The sequence below is a fragment of the Ectobacillus sp. genome (assembly GCF_056992975.1).
In genome coordinates this window covers 1-17,215 of sequence record NZ_JBXKMX010000311.1, presented here as the reverse complement: position 1 = coordinate 17,215, position 17,215 = coordinate 1, and the positions used below count along the sequence as shown (strand labels likewise).

General features: G+C 37.3%; 32 protein-coding genes. All 32 read right to left on the bottom strand.

Features of this window, described 5'->3' with window-relative positions:
* Window positions 1–3 precede the first annotated feature (3 nt).
* Window positions 4–1,041, bottom strand: a complete 1,038-nt coding sequence (locus AC11ZT_RS14050) for a major capsid protein (RefSeq protein ID WP_484060197.1) — start codon at window positions 1,039–1,041, stop codon at window positions 4–6.
* Between the two features lie 14 nt (window positions 1,042–1,055).
* Window positions 1,056–1,433 (bottom strand): head decoration protein, encoded by a 378-nt coding sequence (locus tag AC11ZT_RS14045; RefSeq protein WP_484060196.1) that lies wholly within the window; start codon window positions 1,431–1,433, stop codon window positions 1,056–1,058.
* Window positions 1,433–2,479, bottom strand: a complete 1,047-nt coding sequence (locus AC11ZT_RS14040) for a head maturation protease, ClpP-related (RefSeq protein WP_484060195.1) — start codon at window positions 2,477–2,479, stop codon at window positions 1,433–1,435. The genes AC11ZT_RS14045 and AC11ZT_RS14040 overlap by 1 nt, the downstream gene beginning before the upstream one ends.
* A gap of 14 nt (window positions 2,480–2,493) precedes the next feature.
* A complete protein-coding gene (locus tag AC11ZT_RS14035; RefSeq protein WP_484060194.1) occupies window positions 2,494–4,071 on the bottom strand; it encodes a phage portal protein in 1,578 nt (525 codons plus the stop codon).
* 12 nt (window positions 4,072–4,083) lie between these two features.
* A complete protein-coding gene (locus AC11ZT_RS14030) occupies window positions 4,084–4,308 on the bottom strand; it encodes a DUF6148 family protein (RefSeq protein ID WP_484060193.1) in 225 nt (74 codons plus the stop codon).
* Window positions 4,305–6,098, bottom strand: a complete 1,794-nt coding sequence (locus tag AC11ZT_RS14025) for a phage terminase large subunit family protein (RefSeq protein ID WP_484060192.1) — start codon at window positions 6,096–6,098, stop codon at window positions 4,305–4,307. The genes AC11ZT_RS14030 and AC11ZT_RS14025 overlap by 4 nt, the downstream gene beginning before the upstream one ends.
* Entirely contained in the window at window positions 6,085–6,651 is a 567-nt protein-coding gene (locus tag AC11ZT_RS14020; protein ID WP_484060191.1) for a hypothetical protein, read from the bottom strand. Before AC11ZT_RS14020 ends, AC11ZT_RS14025 begins: the two co-directional genes overlap by 14 nt.
* Before the next feature lie 429 nt (window positions 6,652–7,080).
* Complete coding sequence (locus AC11ZT_RS14015) at window positions 7,081–7,638, bottom strand: site-specific integrase (protein WP_484060190.1); 558 nt, start codon at window positions 7,636–7,638, stop codon at window positions 7,081–7,083.
* On the bottom strand, window positions 7,638–8,255 hold the full coding sequence (locus AC11ZT_RS14010) for a sigma factor-like helix-turn-helix DNA-binding protein (RefSeq protein WP_484060189.1): 618 nt from the start codon (window positions 8,253–8,255) through the stop codon (window positions 7,638–7,640). Before AC11ZT_RS14010 ends, AC11ZT_RS14015 begins: the two co-directional genes overlap by 1 nt.
* A gap of 62 nt (window positions 8,256–8,317) precedes the next feature.
* Window positions 8,318–8,479, bottom strand: a complete 162-nt coding sequence (locus AC11ZT_RS14005) for a hypothetical protein (RefSeq protein ID WP_484060188.1) — start codon at window positions 8,477–8,479, stop codon at window positions 8,318–8,320.
* A 152-nt stretch (window positions 8,480–8,631) separates the two neighbouring features.
* Window positions 8,632–8,841, bottom strand: a complete 210-nt coding sequence (locus tag AC11ZT_RS14000; protein WP_484060187.1) for a hypothetical protein — start codon at window positions 8,839–8,841, stop codon at window positions 8,632–8,634.
* Entirely contained in the window at window positions 8,841–9,155 is a 315-nt protein-coding gene (locus AC11ZT_RS13995; RefSeq protein WP_484060186.1) for a hypothetical protein, read from the bottom strand. The genes AC11ZT_RS14000 and AC11ZT_RS13995 overlap by 1 nt, the downstream gene beginning before the upstream one ends.
* Window positions 9,156–9,857: 702 nt before the next feature.
* Window positions 9,858–10,016, bottom strand: coding sequence for a hypothetical protein (locus AC11ZT_RS13990; RefSeq protein WP_484060185.1), 159 nt, complete (start codon window positions 10,014–10,016; stop codon window positions 9,858–9,860).
* A gap of 29 nt (window positions 10,017–10,045) precedes the next feature.
* Entirely contained in the window at window positions 10,046–10,453 is a 408-nt protein-coding gene (locus AC11ZT_RS13985) for a hypothetical protein (RefSeq protein WP_484060184.1), read from the bottom strand.
* A gap of 43 nt (window positions 10,454–10,496) precedes the next feature.
* Window positions 10,497–10,643, bottom strand: coding sequence for a hypothetical protein (locus tag AC11ZT_RS13980; protein WP_484060183.1), 147 nt, complete (start codon window positions 10,641–10,643; stop codon window positions 10,497–10,499).
* A gap of 43 nt (window positions 10,644–10,686) precedes the next feature.
* A complete protein-coding gene (locus AC11ZT_RS13975) occupies window positions 10,687–10,890 on the bottom strand; it encodes a hypothetical protein (protein WP_484060182.1) in 204 nt (67 codons plus the stop codon).
* 32 nt (window positions 10,891–10,922) lie between these two features.
* Entirely contained in the window at window positions 10,923–11,153 is a 231-nt protein-coding gene (locus AC11ZT_RS13970) for a hypothetical protein (RefSeq protein WP_484060181.1), read from the bottom strand.
* A gap of 28 nt (window positions 11,154–11,181) precedes the next feature.
* A complete protein-coding gene (locus AC11ZT_RS13965; RefSeq protein ID WP_484060180.1) occupies window positions 11,182–11,319 on the bottom strand; it encodes a hypothetical protein in 138 nt (45 codons plus the stop codon).
* Window positions 11,320–11,340: 21 nt separating this feature from the next.
* A complete protein-coding gene (locus tag AC11ZT_RS13960; protein ID WP_484060179.1) occupies window positions 11,341–11,682 on the bottom strand; it encodes a BC1872 family protein in 342 nt (113 codons plus the stop codon).
* Window positions 11,683–11,726: 44 nt separating this feature from the next.
* Entirely contained in the window at window positions 11,727–11,903 is a 177-nt protein-coding gene (locus AC11ZT_RS13955) for a hypothetical protein (protein WP_484060178.1), read from the bottom strand.
* 95 nt (window positions 11,904–11,998) lie between these two features.
* Window positions 11,999–12,973, bottom strand: coding sequence for a phosphoadenosine phosphosulfate reductase family protein (locus AC11ZT_RS13950; protein WP_484060177.1), 975 nt, complete (start codon window positions 12,971–12,973; stop codon window positions 11,999–12,001).
* Between the two features lie 46 nt (window positions 12,974–13,019).
* Entirely contained in the window at window positions 13,020–13,517 is a 498-nt protein-coding gene (locus AC11ZT_RS13945; RefSeq protein WP_484060176.1) for a hypothetical protein, read from the bottom strand.
* A 34-nt stretch (window positions 13,518–13,551) separates the two neighbouring features.
* Entirely contained in the window at window positions 13,552–13,830 is a 279-nt protein-coding gene (locus AC11ZT_RS13940) for a hypothetical protein (RefSeq protein WP_484060175.1), read from the bottom strand.
* Between the two features lie 136 nt (window positions 13,831–13,966).
* Window positions 13,967–14,239: an AbrB/MazE/SpoVT family DNA-binding domain-containing protein gene (locus AC11ZT_RS13935; RefSeq protein ID WP_484060174.1), complete on the bottom strand. Its 273-nt coding sequence runs from the start codon at window positions 14,237–14,239 to the stop codon at window positions 13,967–13,969.
* Between the two features lie 250 nt (window positions 14,240–14,489).
* Window positions 14,490–14,801, bottom strand: a complete 312-nt coding sequence (locus AC11ZT_RS13930; protein WP_484060173.1) for a hypothetical protein — start codon at window positions 14,799–14,801, stop codon at window positions 14,490–14,492.
* A complete protein-coding gene (locus tag AC11ZT_RS13925) occupies window positions 14,798–14,965 on the bottom strand; it encodes a DUF3954 domain-containing protein (RefSeq protein WP_484060172.1) in 168 nt (55 codons plus the stop codon). The genes AC11ZT_RS13930 and AC11ZT_RS13925 overlap by 4 nt, the downstream gene beginning before the upstream one ends.
* A gap of 11 nt (window positions 14,966–14,976) precedes the next feature.
* The gene (locus tag AC11ZT_RS13920) at window positions 14,977–15,258 is read right to left on the bottom strand and encodes a hypothetical protein (protein WP_484060171.1); all 282 of its coding nucleotides are present in this window, start codon (window positions 15,256–15,258) and stop codon (window positions 14,977–14,979) included.
* 238 nt (window positions 15,259–15,496) lie between these two features.
* Window positions 15,497–16,000: a dUTP diphosphatase gene (locus AC11ZT_RS13915; protein ID WP_484060170.1), complete on the bottom strand. Its 504-nt coding sequence runs from the start codon at window positions 15,998–16,000 to the stop codon at window positions 15,497–15,499.
* Window positions 15,960–16,115 (bottom strand): hypothetical protein, encoded by a 156-nt coding sequence (locus AC11ZT_RS13910; protein ID WP_484060169.1) that lies wholly within the window; start codon window positions 16,113–16,115, stop codon window positions 15,960–15,962. Before AC11ZT_RS13910 ends, AC11ZT_RS13915 begins: the two co-directional genes overlap by 41 nt.
* 106 nt (window positions 16,116–16,221) lie before the next feature.
* The gene (locus AC11ZT_RS13905; RefSeq protein WP_484060168.1) at window positions 16,222–16,683 is read right to left on the bottom strand and encodes a hypothetical protein; all 462 of its coding nucleotides are present in this window, start codon (window positions 16,681–16,683) and stop codon (window positions 16,222–16,224) included.
* A 23-nt stretch (window positions 16,684–16,706) separates the two neighbouring features.
* Entirely contained in the window at window positions 16,707–16,859 is a 153-nt protein-coding gene (locus AC11ZT_RS13900) for a DUF6906 family protein (protein ID WP_484060167.1), read from the bottom strand.
* The gene (locus AC11ZT_RS13895; protein WP_484060166.1) at window positions 16,846–17,100 is read right to left on the bottom strand and encodes a hypothetical protein; all 255 of its coding nucleotides are present in this window, start codon (window positions 17,098–17,100) and stop codon (window positions 16,846–16,848) included. The genes AC11ZT_RS13900 and AC11ZT_RS13895 overlap by 14 nt, the downstream gene beginning before the upstream one ends.
* Between the last annotated feature and the right edge of the window lie 115 nt (window positions 17,101–17,215).

Genomic DNA, 17,215 nt, shown 5'->3' with positions numbered 1-17,215 from the left:
CCCTTAAAGCACTTTTGCTACATACCAAGAATCGACTTCATGCGGAACTGGAAGTGGTTTACTGTGTAATTGAATGAACCTGGAAGCTGGGCTTTTTTCAATCCATGAGTCAGGAATACGAGCCCCTTCATACGTCATAAAACCACTTGTTCTGATATCCGTTAACGTCACAGCCCCGTACAACATAGAAGAACGAGCACGAGTAGAACCAATCATAATGTTACCAGCTGGCACCATTGGTTTTTCTGTTTGCGTAATTTCGTCAAAATACCATTCATCGTAACTATAAATATCTAAACCTAGAGAAGAAATAGAACCGATGAATGTGACTCCATTTGGAAGAGTACGAGGTTCAATTTTACCTAAAATAATTCGGTTGTTATCCATGACTTTTTGTACAGCTGGATGATTCGTAAAGGCATCGATGACATCGGATGCAAAAATCGCGACATCTGGTGTCACGCCTGACTTTTGAATAATAGCTAAACGCCATTGTTTTAAGTCAGCGATCGGGTCACTATTCGTTGTATCCGACCATAAATCGGTACCGCTTAATGTTTCCTTATTGGTAAAACCAAAATCAAGCTGTTGATCTACTCCATCACCAATAATATCTACCTTCCCAGTGAATAGAATTTGAGAGGCCATCCATTCTTCACGGCGAGTAATTTCCTCATCCATTTCCATTAAGTCTTTTGCTACCATTTCAATGGCACGGTCACTAGGACTCTTCGTAGAATAGATATTTTCCCCAAATGATCGCTTGTTAATATCATCACCTGTTAAAATACGTAATGGCTTCACAACAGCTGGCTCAAATGTTTTTGTTGTAAATCCTTGGCGGTCTTCCACTTTCCCAGCAAGTCGTGGGGAGACAAATGGAGCCATTTTTCTGCGACCTTTACGATACTCTACATCTACATGTTTGGTTGTAAATGTTTGAGGTACTGGAAAAAAGGTATCTTTTAAATAAGTTCGTACGGGCATCATAGACTCAATAGCCGCTAATAGTGTTCTAGTATCATATAAATTAATTGTCATGGTCTAGTTTCCTCCTAGGCTTTTTGGTTTGATTTTAGAAAAATGCCGATTTCACGTAATGCCACTTTATGAGTAGCCTTTGTATCTGTTCCACCGAATGTCAATTCATCCTCGTTGAATTCTCCTGTAAGATAAACAGTAGACATCACATCAGCAGCCGTTGTATCGACATCATCTGTTAAAATACCATATGGTTTTTTAATCGATTCTGTAACAGATGCCGAATCAACTAGAACCGCCTTTCCTGCTGCATCTAGTGCTATAACAGACCCTCTCACGTAAGAAGCACCCATTTTTACTGTAATCGCGTCCGTTACAACGTTTTGTACGACTCCAGCGAATAAATTGTCACCTGTAAAAGTTCCTTGTGTCGTTACTAATTGTTCTGGCATTATTGATGACCTCCTCGCATTTTGTTAATAAAGCCCGCAATGCTTTTTCCTGTGTTTTCTGCTTTTGCCGCATCATCTTCTCCGCCATTTTCAGGCGCTGCGCTTCCTTCTACATTATCAAGCGTCCCGGCATCTTCAGCTCGCTGATTTAAAAAAGTTTGTCCTTGCTCTTTTTGTGCTTTGATGATGTTCATCGCGAGTGTTTCAGCTGAATCCATCGTTTCAAATTTCGTTTTATTCACTAATTCTTCATATCCTGTAATGGCTACATCTTCAACGGCTTTAATGCGGCTATTTTCCGCTTTGACTCCGGCTTGATAGCCTTCGTTTTTCACTTGCTCATATAAATCAGGGTGATTGTTTTTTAATTCTTCCAAATTCATCGGTTTTTCCGCCTCCTTTTGGGGATTCACTTGGTTTACAGCCATCGGCATCGACTGTCTGCCCATTTCATTCCGCACTTTATCAATGACTTCTTGCGGCAACATGATTTGATTCGTGCTGGCCGTGATGCCTGGTGCTTGGTTTTCAAACATGACTTCATCAATCAGGTTATACTGTAAGGCTTGCTGTGGTGTCATCCAGGTTTCTTCATCCATCATGTCCAATAATTCCGTATAGGGCTTTCCACTTTTCATACTGTAGGCATTCGCAATCGTTTGATTGACGTTTTGTAAAAAGGATGATGTTTTATCCATATCACGATAATCGCCTTGCGAGGTAGTGGACGCATTATGAACCATCATTTGTCCTGTCGGAGACATCAATAATTTGTCTGATGCCATTGCAATAACAGAGGCTGCACTTGCCGCAATTCCGACGATTTTCCCTGTTACAAATCCTTTATACTCTTTTAACGCCGTATAAATTTCAGAAGCATCAAATACAGAGCCGCCGCCACTATTAATGTCGACTTCGATATCTTTATTTTTTGCTTCATCTAACAATTGGATGACTTTCCCTGGACTCGTGGCATCAATACCAAACCAATCATAGATCCATTGCTCGCTATTCGAAATAATCGGTCCTTTAATGTTAATTTTCATCTTCTCACCTCCCCTCAATCTTCTATTGGATCAATCGGTTCTTGTGGTTCAACGGGTAGGACTGGATTTCCATCCTCAATGACACCGCCTTCTCTTCGCAACTGTTCTTCGACCACTCGTTGACGATGATTTTTATAAAAATCACCACCTGTTAGTTCGACCGTTTCTCTTGCTCGTGTACTAAATCCATTAGCAACCCGTTTTTCTGCTGCATTCACTTCTTTTAATGGGTCAATTTGACCTTGAGACGGTCCATTCCACTCCGCTGTACAGTAAGCTTTTCGTGCGAGTGGGTCCGAGAAAAAACCAGGGGCTGAAATTCGTCCTTTCGCTATCCCTTCCGCTAAAAATTCTTCATAAATTGGCTGACAGAAATCATTTGCCATCCAATTCCGTCTCATTCGGAACATTTTCCATGCTTCCAGTAGTGCGCCTCGGCTCGCCGAATAAGAAGAAGTGAAGTTTTTTAACAACAATTCATAAGGAATTTCAATGGCTGCCCCAATTTGTCGGCAAATGCTTGTGACAAATCCATCAAACGCGGTATTCGGTCGACCGGGGTTTGACTCTTGGATTTTTTCATTTTCTCCTAAAAATAAAACAGATCCGTTCCCGATTTCTAAAGAGGTATCATCTTCTTCATCTACTAATTCCTCATCAGGAAGGCCCATCCCAAATCCATCGTTTTTATCCTTGGATTCGGTTGTGACAAATACGGTATACATCCCTGAAATCACCGCTGCCATCAGTTCTGCATCCGTATAACGAGATAATTGTTTTAAACTTTCGACAACAGGCGCTAAAATGGGAACGCCTCTCCGTTGTTCCGGTCGTTCGGATTCCATTAAATGAATCACATTCGGTCTTCCTGTTTTCGCTCCAAACTTTTCAACCCGTGTCCAGGTATTTTTCTGGTGGGAGAGCGAATGAGGATGGTTTTGGGCAATATGATAGGCGATGATTTCGCCTCTTGTATTGATTTCGACTCCATTCACGATCTTATGATCATACGAATGAATGTAGGTATCTGGATTACAAATACGATCTGCTTCAATCACTTGAACCCGTAAATCATAGGGCATGCCCACTCGTTGGATAACCGGTAATAAAACAAAACAATCCCCACTCATCAACCAAGATAAAAAGGCTAATTGCTGCAGTTCATAAAAATTGTTCATCCTTTGTGCATCGCATGTGATGGATTCGGCCCATAGGGAAAATTCTCTTTCGACTTTTGTTTCCCAAAGATCGGCTTCTTCTAAGGTCATCCCTAAATATTCATAGTCGATTTGGGCATTGAGCTTTAACCCGGACCCAATCACGTTCGTTCGCATGGTTTTTAGGGAACCTGTCGCAAGAGGTGATCCCATATACAAATCACGAGAACGTTCACGCAATTTCGGGATGTTGTACTCAATATCCTCAAGCGCCGAACCGGAAAGACTTTGCCAGCCAATTGTACTTTTTTTCTTTGTGTTCGCTCCGTGGTCCCCGTACCCTTGATTGAGCACTTTCAATCGTTGCCTGGCAACGGAACGCTTCAATGCCAGGTTCGGTGACACGGCTTCCACCATTTTGTCCAAAATATTCATCCATTTTCACCTCTATAAGTCGCGTGGCACATAGCGCATGACTCTCTTTCGACTATTCCCACTTAACTTTGCTACTTCATTTCGCCAAAACGTGATTTGTTTACTAATTTCCGTTAGATTCGCTCGTGTAAGTTGCCTCGTCCCGAGGCTGTAGCTTTGCCCGGTTGTCACCGCAAGCTCCGCATCGAGCCAAGCATTTAAGTGAATGTTTGCTCGTTCTAATGTAATCCCATTCATTTACTCACTCCTTTCGAGGCTACTTTTCGTTTTCGGACCTTTCGTTTCGGGATAAGCGTATATTCTTTTTCGAGATTCGGGTTTAAAATCTCAAGCGCTGCCGTATTATACACCCGTAAATCGAGTGGTTCGTTTCGGGCCCGAATCTTTTTCCATACTTGATACGGTACCCCTTTTGAATACCTTGTCTCGAGTCGTTCGGCGGTTAACCCTTCAAAATATTTGGGACCATACCCACGTCCTTCCGGGAAATGACAGTAGTTCGGACCAAAATCGACTAATTGTAGATTCGACATGACCCGAGATTTCCCATCATTGACGCCTAAATGAATGAGAAGCGTTTTACTTGGTTTCGGTCTGATATATCCAGCAATCAGAGGCACATATTCGCCCATTTGAACAGATTTCCCTTTAATCGCATAAATGCGACGGGCTTCTCTTGGTTTCGTAAACTGGTAGACTTCTTGTGTAAAGTGACCGCCACTATCCATACAGGTACAAGCAATTCCAAACTTACGGCCGTCTTCTTTTTCCCATGTGCGAGACAAATACTCATCCAGCTCTTCCCATATCTTTTGCTGTTTCAAGTCCCCGTATAGTTGATGGTATTCGATGCCCCATGATTCTTTTCCAGCGCCCCATCCAACTACTTCAATTTCAAAGCGATCATCCTGCACATCGACGGCAGCTGTTAAGAGTTTGACGGGTTCGGGTACATCCGCTTCATACTCTTCCCGGCGATTAAATAAATCATCTTGGTCCAGCTCTTGCCCTTCTTCTTCCCATGTTTCGCCAAGAGAGGTATTCACCCATACTTTCATGGCTTCGTTTCCTTTTATTTTGGCTTTTTTAAACGCCTCAATAATTTCTCGCCATTTCCGCCAAGGACTTAACAATTCATTTAAATGAAATCCTCGAATCGACGCGTCCGGGTCTTCTGCTACCCATTTTCCCTTTTGGTTTTTCCACTGATACTCATTATGAAGCATCCCACACTCTCGGCATCGATGACACTCACTTTCAAAGTCAATCTGTTCCCAGCGTAACGGCTGATACTCTCCGCAATTCGGGCAAGGCAAGTGATAATATTCTTTTGTACTCAATAAAAACTCGGCTTCAATCCGTGAACTTCCTTTATTGGTTGGAGTCGATACTTTAATCTTTTTCCGATTATAAAAGTTGTTCGTCCGTTTTTCGGCGAGATCTAACGGGTCCCCTTCACTTCCAGCACTCGCCGGGAATCGGTCGATTTCATCCGCAAGCAGAATCCGAATCGGACGAGAAGCAAGACCGCTCGGGGCATTTGCTCCACCAAGTGCGACATATCCACCCGGGAAGGTTTTTTGTAAGGTGGTGTTTCCCCCGTCTCTCGTTTTCGAATCCGCTACTTTATTTCGTAGGTTCGGTGTATCTCGAATCATCGGTGCTAACCGTTCTTTTGAAAAATCTTTTGCCTTTTGCTCGGTTGGTTGAATGATTAACATCGGAGCCGGGTCAAAATCAATATGATATCCGACCGCATTCAAAATCAATTCACTTTTCCCGACCTGGGCACTGGCCATGATGACAATGTCCTCATACTTCGGGTCTGTAATGGCATTCATAATCTCTCGTTGATAAGGAGCCCGGTCTGTATTCCATTGACCCGGTTCTGCACTCGATTCGCTCGATAGTTTCCGGTAAGAATCCGCCCATTCGGCTACCGTTAAATCAGGAGGCGGCGATAAAATGTCTTTTGCCAAGCGTGTAAAAAGAGAAATCGTGTCCTTTTTCGGATTATTTCCGTTCATGATGCGCTTGATTTCCTTCTATTTCGACCTCTTCTTCTAAGAACATTTTATCCGTACTATAATCATAGAAAACTTGAGGATCATAATCGGATAATTCATTCATCGCTTCATAAATCGCTTCTTTTAAGAGGTCTTTGACCGCCGGAATCTCGGTTTGCCCGACGATTTTTGGGGCAAGTTTCGTTGGAAGCGACAATAATTTCGCCCGAAATCCCCCTAACATATCATTCATGACACGCTCGACATCGCTTGATCGGTGTAATTCTCCTTTAATAATCTGGACTTCCAGCTGGGTTTTTTCTTTTCTGGCCCGAGTCCAAAGCGCCGTTTCCACTCCATTGTCAATTTCTTCTCCTGTCGGCTTCACCTTATTCACTTGATACTCGATATAAGCAGAAATCGAGGCAGGAAGGTGAAATTTACCAAATCCAACTTTCACAAGCGCTTTTTCGTTCGCTAATTGCTGAATTCTTCTGGATTTTAACCCAAGGATTTCGCACATTTCGCTTGTTGTGATAATGTATTTTTCATTTTCAGAATCCTTTTGTGTCAAGGCTCCACCCCTCCTTTTGAAATTATTTCCCAAGAGGCTTGGCTCCTGAATCCGCAATCGGCTTTTGCGCCCAGAAACTGGACGCTTTTTGGGGTCGTATGCACCCGTAGGCTTTTCAAATCGCCAGGAGGACCCATTGTTTTTCCCTGATTATTCCAACTGTTAAAAAAGTGGTGAAAACCCATCTGTATCAAGGCTTCAACCCACTTTTATATAAATGTTTACATTTTACTCTTTCACTTATTAGGGGCATTTGGGGGACAGATATTTTTCAGTGCATCATATCTTAGAATAGTGTTGCAGTCGTTTACGCCTCTTCATCCCTTGCTATCACTGGTTTTTAAAAATATTTTATTCATGAGTGAACAATCGAAAGATTGTGTTGCACTAAAGAGATTTGTGAATAAAAAAAGATAAAACGCAATGGGGTTAGAGATTCAGTCCCATAATTGTTTTATCTAAGTAGTCATCCTCGAGTCCAATGTAGGTCATCGTCACGAGTTCATTGTCATGATTGAAAATTTTCTGTAAGGCTGCTAGGTTCCCTTCTTGTTGATAATGCATGTAGCCGAATGTTTTTCGCATCGTATGAGTCCCGCAATTATCTTTAAATCCAGCATGAAGTGCTGCTTCTTTCACAATCCGGTAGGCCGTCGTTCGATTAATACTTTTCACCAGTCCTTCTTGATTCTTTTGCCGGCTTTTGATTAAGTAGTCCTCGTCGTCTTTTCCTTTGATATACGGATCAAGTGCCTTTCGTAAACTCTTATTAATCGGTGTTCTTCTTCCTTTTCCTGTCTTGATTTCTTTTCTTCGAATGTAGTCTCCTTTCACATCCCCTACTTTTAAATCTAAAATATCGGAGATTCGTAAGCCTGTGTTAATCCCCACCATGAACATGACATAATCCCGTTCATTCTTTTCTTTCAGATACGCTTTCATTTTCTCAACGGTTTCCATATCTCGAATCGGTTGAACATATTCCATCAGGCCCCACTCCTTTCTTTCAGCTGCACAACCTTCTTTCCGATTTTCTTCTCAGCTCGTTTTAACATCGTTTTGATGCTATCACGCGTGACGCCCATCATATCCGCCACTTTCCGTTGGGTAAATGCATGACCTCTTGATAAGAGATAGGCTTCTTTTTCCCGGTCCGTTAAGACAGATAAGACTTCCTTTACCATCGTTTTATCATAGGTTCCGATGACCTGTTGCTTCGGTTCCCGGTCCCATTCGTATGTATTCTCTTCACTTCTAAAAAACTTCTGCATGACTAAAGGATCGAATGGTTTTTCTTTTTCATAAGAAGCCCGTCTCTCGATGCCTCTTGTGTGGTTCGGACAGTGACCTGTTTTCATCCACTCCATCGCAAATTCGATTTCATTTTTCATACTGGCATAGATTGTTTTGTCATGTAGAAGAGGAGTGGCCTCTTCTTTTGCTTGCATTCTACTTTCTTTCGGTTGATCCGTATCATCATAGATCCGTTTGTAAGGTTCGATTTCTTTTTCTAAAGAAGCGATGATTTTCTTTGTATCTTTCAGTGTATCCTTGTATTGGATCAGTAAGTCTTCGATGGATGTTGCGGCTTCATAAATGGACAAAACAAGTCACCTCCTAGCTGAATTTCTTTATAAAGAACATGTAAGTGAGTACTTTAAGCTCCTCATTTTTTGAACTGTCTTTCGATTTCATCGAATGCATATTTTGTATAGGAATCCATTGGTACAGGACGCGTGGCTCCTGTTCGTTTATCTCTTCGCATAGGATGAACGGTCCATTTGATGACATGCTTCATTTTTCGTTGATTAGATGGTTGATTGGACATATAAACTCCTCCTTGGCATAAAAAAAGAGGACATCATTTGAACGGGATTTCCGTTTCCAAATGATGTCCTCCAGGTCTGGCCAGACAATTCGTATTTTGTTTGATTCGGTAGCATGTCGCTATAACGCGCTCAGGCGCATTAACTATTTGTTTCATGAAGAATGATCGGTTTGATTACTTTCAGTAATGGATTCATTTCGTTTTAACTTGGCGACATAACACCCATTTGTGCAACGTGTTAAGGGATACATTACGATAAATCCTCTCATCAGTAGTTCATCAATGGCTTTCTCAGCTTCTTCTTTTCTCCGACGACTGACAATCGTTGGCCTCATTTTTCTTGGTTTGATAGCTGCATGCATTAGATCTCCACCCATCCCCATTCGAGTTCACATAATGATTTATAGATATCAATGGCTACATCTGCGTCGTTCGAATGAACAAACAGATTTTCCCCATTTTTATCAAACGTGATACAAACGATTTGTTCATATGGTTCATCCCCATATAGAAATGTAATGGTTCCATCCTTTTCGGATTGAATGATATTTTGTACGGTTAAATCGCGAGGCGCTAACCAATCAAATTCACCGATTAATTGATTTTGTACCTTTGACATATCTTCTAACGATAAACCTTTTGGTGTAGCGAATGTTAAAGCATTTTGTAATTCCATCCTATATGTTCTCCTAATCTATTAAAATATGGCATGAATCTTCTTCTTTTTTAGGTGTTGTCTGCTATGATTTCACCGATTTATAGGATGATATAAAATCATAGCATTGTATGTATGCTATATGATATTTCGCAAGTTACGACAATAGAACGAATTATTTGTTCGTTTTGACGTTTGCTTTCACAATATGCAAAATCCTCTTTGTTTATTTTAAAATCTACATCTCCTTATATCATTCCTCATATTACGTATTAAACTTTATGAATCTTTTTCTTTATCCATATTAGTAAATGTACCAATCCAACTACATTTTCTGCATTTACATTCTTCATTCAAATGATACTCAGTATAGTTTCCGTATAGTCTTCCAGTTGGTATCATTGTGTCTCCTGAACGAGATTTACATTTTGGACACACATAATAATTAGTGTCTTTTAGCATAGTTTTAAATCGCCTCTTACTTAGTTATTTCTACGGAACACAACACTATCATTTAAGATCTTTATCTTCAGAAAGATCCTTTAAGCATTTTCTACATAGTGCTTGTTTTGCATCATAACTGCCAATCTTCACAACTTTTTTATTCTGTAAACAATAAGCACAACGACCTTTTCCAATATATATTTGCATTAGTTTAACCCCAGTGACCATGCTGTTTCATTATTTTAATAACTTCATTTGCATAAGGCTCGTCTATATTGATTACAAGGTAAGTATTTTCTTTCTTGCCTTCCTTTTCCTATCTGCTTTGATAGAATCTAAAGCACATTCTAGTTGAGTTCTAGCGACAGCATTGGCATTCCATATATCACTATCCTTGATCACTGTAAACTTCTTTGTCATACCATCTGTATTAGCCATCCTTTTACTCCCTTCTAATGTGATGTATATTAATTCAATACATCACTTACGTCTGCTTTAATCCATTCTGTATTAATTTTTTGACCGGTAGGTTTCTGCCCAAATTTATCAAAAACAGTTTTCTTCATGAGATTAATTTTATTTTGTACTTTTTCAATACCAGCTTTCTCAATCAACATTACGATATTTGCCGATACATTTATTTCTAGAAACATTAATGTTTCCTCATAACTTTCAATTGTTTCGGGTACAGGTATATCTAATAGTTTTGCACCTGATTCAACTTCTGAGACTCGTATAAAGTCTTTTATTGGAACAGCACTAAATTGTAATTCTCCAACTTCAATTAAGTGACCTACTACCTTTGCCCAACCAGTGCTGCACGCTAAATAGAATTCCTCTGCGTCTGGTGAAACCATAACTTCAATCTGCTTCAAAATTCATGTTCCTTCCTATATCAAAGTTTTAACAAACTACGAATTAAATTGAATACCAATCAACCATTTCTCCACCATCTTTTTCTATCTCTTCTTTGGCTATTTCAATACACTTGTCAATACTACAAGCTGTAACAGTAAAGTGACCTGACTTTTCTCCTTTTTCCCAATGGAATTTCATTTTCTCCATTTTTGTCATCCTTTCAATGTACTGTTAATGGTCGGAATATGAATCATTGTTCAAATAGATATGGTCCATGTAAACGATGATCTTTATCTAAACACTTCTCGGAGTTGCAATATATAAGATCTCGATCTTCAGTAACATACTCTGCACCACACTCATAACACGAATATTCATACAAAGGGTCTTTCCCTTTACTCAACAATCTTTCAACAGACTTCGCAAACTCAGTATTAATAATTATCTTTGCCATCGTTTACCTCCTTCATTTTTGTAACGTAATATTCAGTAACCGCCATTATTTTTGGATAGCCATTCTTTCAGTTCAACTTGAGCTTTTGCTAAAACATATTCATAATCACAATTCTGTACATCGACAATTACAGAATCCTGCTTTAATCTAATTTCTTTCTGCTCTATCGTTATTCTCCAATCAACAATGCTCGAATGATAAATCTCCATTCTTAGTCCTAGTTTTAAAGCATGTCTATTATATGTTTCGAATAATTCCTTCATGATTTACTCCTTCTACATGCCCTTTCTACTACTTGATAATTTTTGCTTCTTCTTTAGGGATATGAATAGTGTCTCCATCTACCTCAAAAAATGGTTCAGTGGCTATATAAACTGTTTCAGATTCGCCAATAACTGAATATCTTTGACCTTTATACTCAACTATCACTTCTCGACCTTCTCTCTTATTTTATCTGGCATAATCTATACCTACTGACTTCAATGCAGCTATACATATTGCCAAAGAATCTGAAATTTGTTGACCACTAAAGTATTCTTTTCCATTGATATTAAAAGTGGCCCAATATCCTTTATAAAAAAGTTCTAGTTTAAATCCCGTTTCAACTTTTTCATAACAAAGTTTATTAATGACTTCTTGAGCCTGCTCAATACGAGTTGAAGGATTCCAACAATTAACTCTATGAGAATATAAACCTCTATCATTTTTCCATCCTGCACCATAACGGTCTTCTTCATATTCCCATCCCATCAGTTTTTCAGCAATCATCCGATCTATCATGCGATTATCCATTAACTCTCCTTCTTTCTTATTGCGCTAAATCTTCGTAATGTGCATCAGCCTAAAATAAATCTATTTGCTCTATAAGGTCTAATTTCCTCATCATCACATTTGATTTTTATCATCTTATATCCTGCATTCGGGTCATTATATAACTCTATAACATCATATTCTTTGTCTATTGTAAGAACATTTCTCCATGTATGACTATTATCTATACATTTAGCAATCATCGAAATCCATCCCTTCCTAAACATAATGTGTCATTTATAAAATACGAATAATCAAACGGATCCACAGACATTATTCAGGATCCAAACATGAACATTCAACCCATGGAAAATGCATCTTCATAATCGACATAGCACCCACAACCACCAATGTCCCATATATCACACTGGATAGGATCTCTTTCTAATTCCACTAGCGATTTAGTTTTCATGAAAGTGTATGGTTTTTTAATGTCATTTCCATTCTTGTCTTCTCCAAATCGAGCATTTTTTAAATATTTGTGACCTTCAAGTATATTTTTTATCTTGTCTGATTTCTTTCCAGTGGAGATAAACTCATAAACATCTTTAAACATGTAATCCTTTGATTTCCCACTTTTAATAGCAGGCTGTTTCGTATATCTGATATAGTCACTTATTACAATTTCTTGCTCCATCAATTGAAGATAAGTTTTTTCATCCTTCATCAGCAAATTTTTAAAATGGCCTTGCCCAGCCTTTACACATCTACCCTTGCAGTTGTTATGAGCGAATTGCATGTCGTACAACCTTGGTTGTCTAATATTGTATTTCTTTAGAATTTCATCGTTATCAATAATGTTTTCGATATGAGGCATACATACATCAAACTGCTTCCAATTTGCTCTTATTGGTCCTTCCCGATGCATTTCCTCGAATCCTATTCCAAAATACAGTGTCGCTCCTTCTATAAAACTCTCACTCTTTAAAAATTCCTTGTTGTACCACTTTTCAATCTCTGGAACGATACCTTTTTTCAAGTAATCGGCAGATACCTTCATTTTCAGTTCTTTGCTGCACGTTCCCACTCTACTATTAGCCATAAATCTTTGTAGGACCATTAACTGTGGCGGCGTGATCCCCCGGCTGTGATAAAGCAAAGGTAATTCTAATTTGTCGCTTGCTTCGTAAATGAATCTATATAGATCCTCATCTTCCCAAAGCGTATCAGTGAAATAGAGGACGATATTATCATCTGGATAGTTATTCTTTACCCAATCAGCAACAGAAAAGGAGGACTTCCCGCCACTGAAAAATATGATATGGTTCTTCAAGAAAAAACCTTCTTCCTTTGCTACACTTTCTGTGTCGAATATGTACTTAAAAATCAAACAAATTTAATTGCTGCCAATCATCTGGTGGCAATTCTTGATGATATTGTTCTTTAATCACTTGTTCCTCACATATTTCCGCATGTGTGTATTCAATAAAATCACAAAACCAATGTAATGGATAACAACCTCCAGCATGTTCCATCTGTGGATCATGCCAAAAATAACAATGAGTTTTTTTAGGTTTTATATAATAAAATCCTAATTCAGTCATTTTATAACCGGGTTTCCTCCAGATTAAACGTGCCTTATATGTCTTATCAGGATCTAACTCATAAAAACCATTTGAACAATCTGGTTCATCTGGCCATTCTTCTTTATTCTCTTGAATTAATTTAAAATATTTCCGTTGAAAGCTTCCGAAATGGGAACTTTTCTTATTAAATTTGCTAACTAAATAATTATTCGGTCCATGCTCGAATAAATAATATTTTTGATCTTTCTGTATCATTAATGACTGCCAGGGATCAATACAAACTCCTTGCATTACTAATACCTCCTAACCATTAAATTTCTTTCGTTTAAAACCAATTTGATTTCGATTTAAGTTCATCTAAATTCCAGATGATTAACTGTTTTAAATTATCGCCATATTCACTTTTTATTTTTTCAGCAAATCTACAACATTCGTAAAATGTAGCTTGTCTTGTAGACGGTTTTTCAATAATATGAATCTTATGTTCTCCTTGATACTGGACAAAACACTTTACTAAAGCGTTGAACTTTAAATTATTTCTATTACACCAGGATCTTTCAAAACTTTTTCCATTTTGATTCATATATTGAATGACAGCTCCCATTGTGTAATCTCCTTTCTTATTTAAAAATTCCTAATAAACAGAGGATGGTTCAGGGGGAAAGAACATGTGAACTGTATAGTGTCACTCATCCTCTGCTTATTAGGAACCAGGTATTTAAAACACCTGATTCTGTTTGCTATTTCCACTCTTCTAAAAATTGCAACGCTTCTCGAATCAACTTGCGATCTGTTTCAGAGGCATTTTTTAATACTTCGTTTAGATTGTTTACAGCATTTGTTTTATGGTTACTAAACTCTGAAGATTTAAAAGCTTTTAAAATGACTTTGTCTTCTTCTACCAAAACTTCAAGTGGTTGATTTTCGCTCCACCCGTTATTCCTTCGAATTTCTACAGGTATTACAACACGTCCTAAATCATCTAATTTTCTTACAACTCCAGTTCCCTTCATTACGAATCCTCCATTCGATTTGACAAAATAAATATGAATATTGTATACACTCTTATACATTACTAGTTTACATAATAGACATTTTCGGCAGTTAATTTATCAACAAACCCATTTATATCAAGGTGTTTACAAATGATAAATTTATTGTCTTTTATGCATTCTCTTCAAATCGTTGATACATCAACATTTACCTTTTTAAGGAAGTTGTTATTAGTTTGAACGATGTGCATAAAATCATGAATAATGAAGCTTATTTTTTTCTCTTTTTTGAACGAATTTTTTTCTTTCGAACCGATTTTCGAATCGCACTTTCGACAAATGTGATATTATTTCTAAACTTATAAATTTCTCCTCCAGCTACATTCACCATATTTGATGCAACCTTCGCATTGAATTCAGCTATATGTGCTTGTTTTTTTAATTTTTCCATTTCTCTACGAAATTGGTCCATTTCTAACTGATACATCTTTTTTTCTTTTTTTTGATCGACTGCAATAATAGCTAATGAAAGTAATGATATTAAAATGAGTATGGGAAGAATCCCAATCATGATCGCTGTCATATACATTTCCCCTTTCTTACTTTATTTTTACTTGTTGTATCAAAAGCGATTATTTTCCCATCTGCCCAGGTGATTTCTTGTTTTCCAAAACCGGATTCTGGTGGATTTAAATGGATCGTTTTATCATCAACAACTAAATACGCTTGATCTACTTTTTCTGACATATGGACACCCCTTATCCTTGTAACGATGCAAGCAAAGCCTCGCTGATTGGATCAATTTCTTCTATAGTAAATTTGTGATTATGTAAAATATGAGTAAGAGCTTTAGAATAAGCTACTTCTTTTACTATTCGTTTACGTAGTTCTTGTTGATTTTTTTCATTTAACTCATCTAATTCTTTATAGGATTGTTTTAATTCAAGTAATTCATTTGATAAGGTTTTATTTTCTTGTTGAAGAGATAGAATTTGCTCTTCTTGCTTGTTCAGTAACTCTTGACCTTCTGTTTCCCCCATATGGAGCACTCCTTTTCATTTCCATTTTGATTTCTTTTGCCGCTTGATGAATTTCGCTTTCGCTTACATATTCTTCGCGGATAATTTGTCTTTGATAATCGATCTGATTCATCGAATCACCTGCCTAAAAAGATCATGTTCCTTTTCACATTTTGTACTGCAATAGTTCACTTGTTCTTGATTGGTTATAATGAATACTCTTGTGCAGCATGAACATTGACTTGTTTTTCCTACTTTATTAGTAGTTATTTTCTTGTCTTTCATGATTCACCTTATTCTTATCTAAATAGGCTTGTACGACATCATCCCATTTAAATCCAACTAAGTTACCTAATCCGATATAGGCAGCTAATAACATTTCAATATAAATGGGTTTTCTCATCGATGCTAATCTACTAGACACAAAATACAAATAAATCATTTGATTAATAAAGTGTTTTTTTGAATAGACCGCTATTTCATATGGTGTTAATGTCAAATTTTTAAACCCAATGTCATTGGCCATACTCAAAATAAAATGAAGACCATCTACATATTCCACAATGGCTTTTTTATAATCATTTGACTTATTACTCCAAAATTTAAAGTATTCAGGTAGTTCATTTACAAATTCGGCTAATTCTGTATTAAATGCCACTACTTTTTTCAAAAGACGGTCCTCTTCTGGTAAATTCTTTTTGGATATGATCTGTTTATCAAGTTCAGCTTGCTGTGAAAGTAAATGTTTGAATTGGTAATCCATGTATTGACATCCTCCTATATATATCTTCATATGCTTGTTTTTTTAAATAAAAAGGGCAGTCTTCATGATAAAGAATGACAAGTAATTGTTCTAAAGTTGCCTTTTCCCATTTCATCTGGTGACTTCCTTTCTATTTATGAACAAACCCATCTATTTCCTCAATATCTTGTACTTCAAGCAGTTGCTTAAATGTTTCTAGGTTATTTGTTAAATCAGCGATTTCATCCAACATGACGTTCTCCTAATCCATGATTTCTTGGATATATCGATTGTTTCTTGCAGCGATCCATAATTAAAAGGATAATTTCAAATGCTTTTCTTTTAATTCTTTTGGCTATCACTTGAACTGATAAACCAGTATTCCATAGTAGTTCGACTGTTAAAATCTCATGACTTTTCCAAAAAAATTCTTTTCCGCAGTTAGAAAAGACTAAATAACTAGACTTATTTCGAAAAAAACGTTTCCTTTTTTGAATTTCTTTTGATGAAAAATTAGTTAGACGATTAGATGAATAAATACCGTTACTTCTTGGCTTAAATAATTTGTTTCCAAGATCCATAATTAATAAAGCAATCTCATCAATATCTCGTTTCACTAAATAAGCTATTTTTTCTAATGAATCGCCTTTATTCCAATACTCAAGTACCTCTTCTATCTTTGATCTAGACCATTCAAAATCCATATCCTCTAATGCAATGTATAGGTCTAACATGGTATGATCCTTGTTTTGTTACTATTTTTATGTAAGATATGTAATTCTCCAGGTGGATTTTTAGTGACAAGCCAGTTTTCAGGATTTAAATTTACTTGTTTTACTATAGACTTTTGCTTTCTACTTAATCGTTTACCGTTTTTCATATTTACTTTCAATCTCCTTTCTATGTTTCTCGTATAATCTAAAAAGCTGAGATATTTCATCTGTTCGTAGCAATTTATCATGAGCCATCCATTGAACGATGTTTTCTTCTCTTAGTTCCAGTCGATGTATAGATTCAAGAATCATAACGGCATTATTCATACATCCTACATATCTCCTGATTAGTCCAGAAGCTTTTTCGTAGTAAAAAATATCAATCCACATTGGCCATTTACTTGTCATAAAGTCACAACCTTTAAAATTTGTGAATTTTTTGTTACATTCACAACTGCGTATATTTCTTTATCTAAACAGTAAAAATGTACGCAAACCGAATACATATAAGGCAAAAAAAAAT

Excerpts from the sequence above, each read along its gene's own strand:
- AC11ZT_RS13915 (WP_484060170.1), bottom strand. The coding sequence starts at position 16,000 with ATGGATTACCAATTCAAACATTTACTTTCACAGCAAGCTGAACTTGAT.
- AC11ZT_RS14015 (WP_484060190.1), bottom strand. The coding sequence starts at position 7,638 with ATGGAATATGTTCAACCGATTCGAGATATGGAAACCGTTGAGAAAATG.
- AC11ZT_RS13910 (WP_484060169.1), bottom strand. The coding sequence starts at position 16,115 with ATGAAATGGGAAAAGGCAACTTTAGAACAATTACTTGTCATTCTTTAT.
- AC11ZT_RS14025 (WP_484060192.1), bottom strand. The coding sequence starts at position 6,098 with ATGAACGGAAATAATCCGAAAAAGGACACGATTTCTCTTTTTACACGC.
- AC11ZT_RS13970 (WP_484060181.1), bottom strand. The coding sequence starts at position 11,153 with ATGAAGGAATTATTCGAAACATATAATAGACATGCTTTAAAACTAGGA.
- AC11ZT_RS13990 (WP_484060185.1), bottom strand. The coding sequence starts at position 10,016 with ATGGCTAATACAGATGGTATGACAAAGAAGTTTACAGTGATCAAGGAT.
- AC11ZT_RS13935 (WP_484060174.1), bottom strand. The coding sequence starts at position 14,239 with ATGAAGGGAACTGGAGTTGTAAGAAAATTAGATGATTTAGGACGTGTT.
- AC11ZT_RS13945 (WP_484060176.1), bottom strand. The coding sequence starts at position 13,517 with ATGCAAGGAGTTTGTATTGATCCCTGGCAGTCATTAATGATACAGAAA.
- AC11ZT_RS13960 (WP_484060179.1), bottom strand. The coding sequence starts at position 11,682 with ATGGATAATCGCATGATAGATCGGATGATTGCTGAAAAACTGATGGGA.
- AC11ZT_RS14040 (WP_484060195.1), bottom strand. The coding sequence starts at position 2,479 with ATGAAAATTAACATTAAAGGACCGATTATTTCGAATAGCGAGCAATGG.
- AC11ZT_RS14005 (WP_484060188.1), bottom strand. The coding sequence starts at position 8,479 with ATGTCCAATCAACCATCTAATCAACGAAAAATGAAGCATGTCATCAAA.
- AC11ZT_RS14045 (WP_484060196.1), bottom strand. The coding sequence starts at position 1,433 with ATGCCAGAACAATTAGTAACGACACAAGGAACTTTTACAGGTGACAAT.
- AC11ZT_RS13900 (WP_484060167.1), bottom strand. The coding sequence starts at position 16,859 with ATGAAAAACGGTAAACGATTAAGTAGAAAGCAAAAGTCTATAGTAAAA.
- AC11ZT_RS13995 (WP_484060186.1), bottom strand. The coding sequence starts at position 9,155 with ATGGAATTACAAAATGCTTTAACATTCGCTACACCAAAAGGTTTATCG.
- AC11ZT_RS14030 (WP_484060193.1), bottom strand. The coding sequence starts at position 4,308 with ATGAATGGGATTACATTAGAACGAGCAAACATTCACTTAAATGCTTGG.
- AC11ZT_RS13905 (WP_484060168.1), bottom strand. The coding sequence starts at position 16,683 with ATGGATTTTGAATGGTCTAGATCAAAGATAGAAGAGGTACTTGAGTAT.
- AC11ZT_RS13895 (WP_484060166.1), bottom strand. The coding sequence starts at position 17,100 with ATGACAAGTAAATGGCCAATGTGGATTGATATTTTTTACTACGAAAAA.
- AC11ZT_RS13980 (WP_484060183.1), bottom strand. The coding sequence starts at position 10,643 with ATGGAGAAAATGAAATTCCATTGGGAAAAAGGAGAAAAGTCAGGTCAC.
- AC11ZT_RS14050 (WP_484060197.1), bottom strand. The coding sequence starts at position 1,041 with ATGACAATTAATTTATATGATACTAGAACACTATTAGCGGCTATTGAG.
- AC11ZT_RS14000 (WP_484060187.1), bottom strand. The coding sequence starts at position 8,841 with ATGCATGCAGCTATCAAACCAAGAAAAATGAGGCCAACGATTGTCAGT.
- AC11ZT_RS14035 (WP_484060194.1), bottom strand. The coding sequence starts at position 4,071 with ATGAATATTTTGGACAAAATGGTGGAAGCCGTGTCACCGAACCTGGCA.
- AC11ZT_RS13955 (WP_484060178.1), bottom strand. The coding sequence starts at position 11,903 with ATGATTGCTAAATGTATAGATAATAGTCATACATGGAGAAATGTTCTT.
- AC11ZT_RS13940 (WP_484060175.1), bottom strand. The coding sequence starts at position 13,830 with ATGGGAGCTGTCATTCAATATATGAATCAAAATGGAAAAAGTTTTGAA.
- AC11ZT_RS13920 (WP_484060171.1), bottom strand. The coding sequence starts at position 15,258 with ATGGGGGAAACAGAAGGTCAAGAGTTACTGAACAAGCAAGAAGAGCAA.
- AC11ZT_RS13930 (WP_484060173.1), bottom strand. The coding sequence starts at position 14,801 with ATGACAGCGATCATGATTGGGATTCTTCCCATACTCATTTTAATATCA.
- AC11ZT_RS13975 (WP_484060182.1), bottom strand. The coding sequence starts at position 10,890 with ATGGCAAAGATAATTATTAATACTGAGTTTGCGAAGTCTGTTGAAAGA.
- AC11ZT_RS13925 (WP_484060172.1), bottom strand. The coding sequence starts at position 14,965 with ATGTCAGAAAAAGTAGATCAAGCGTATTTAGTTGTTGATGATAAAACG.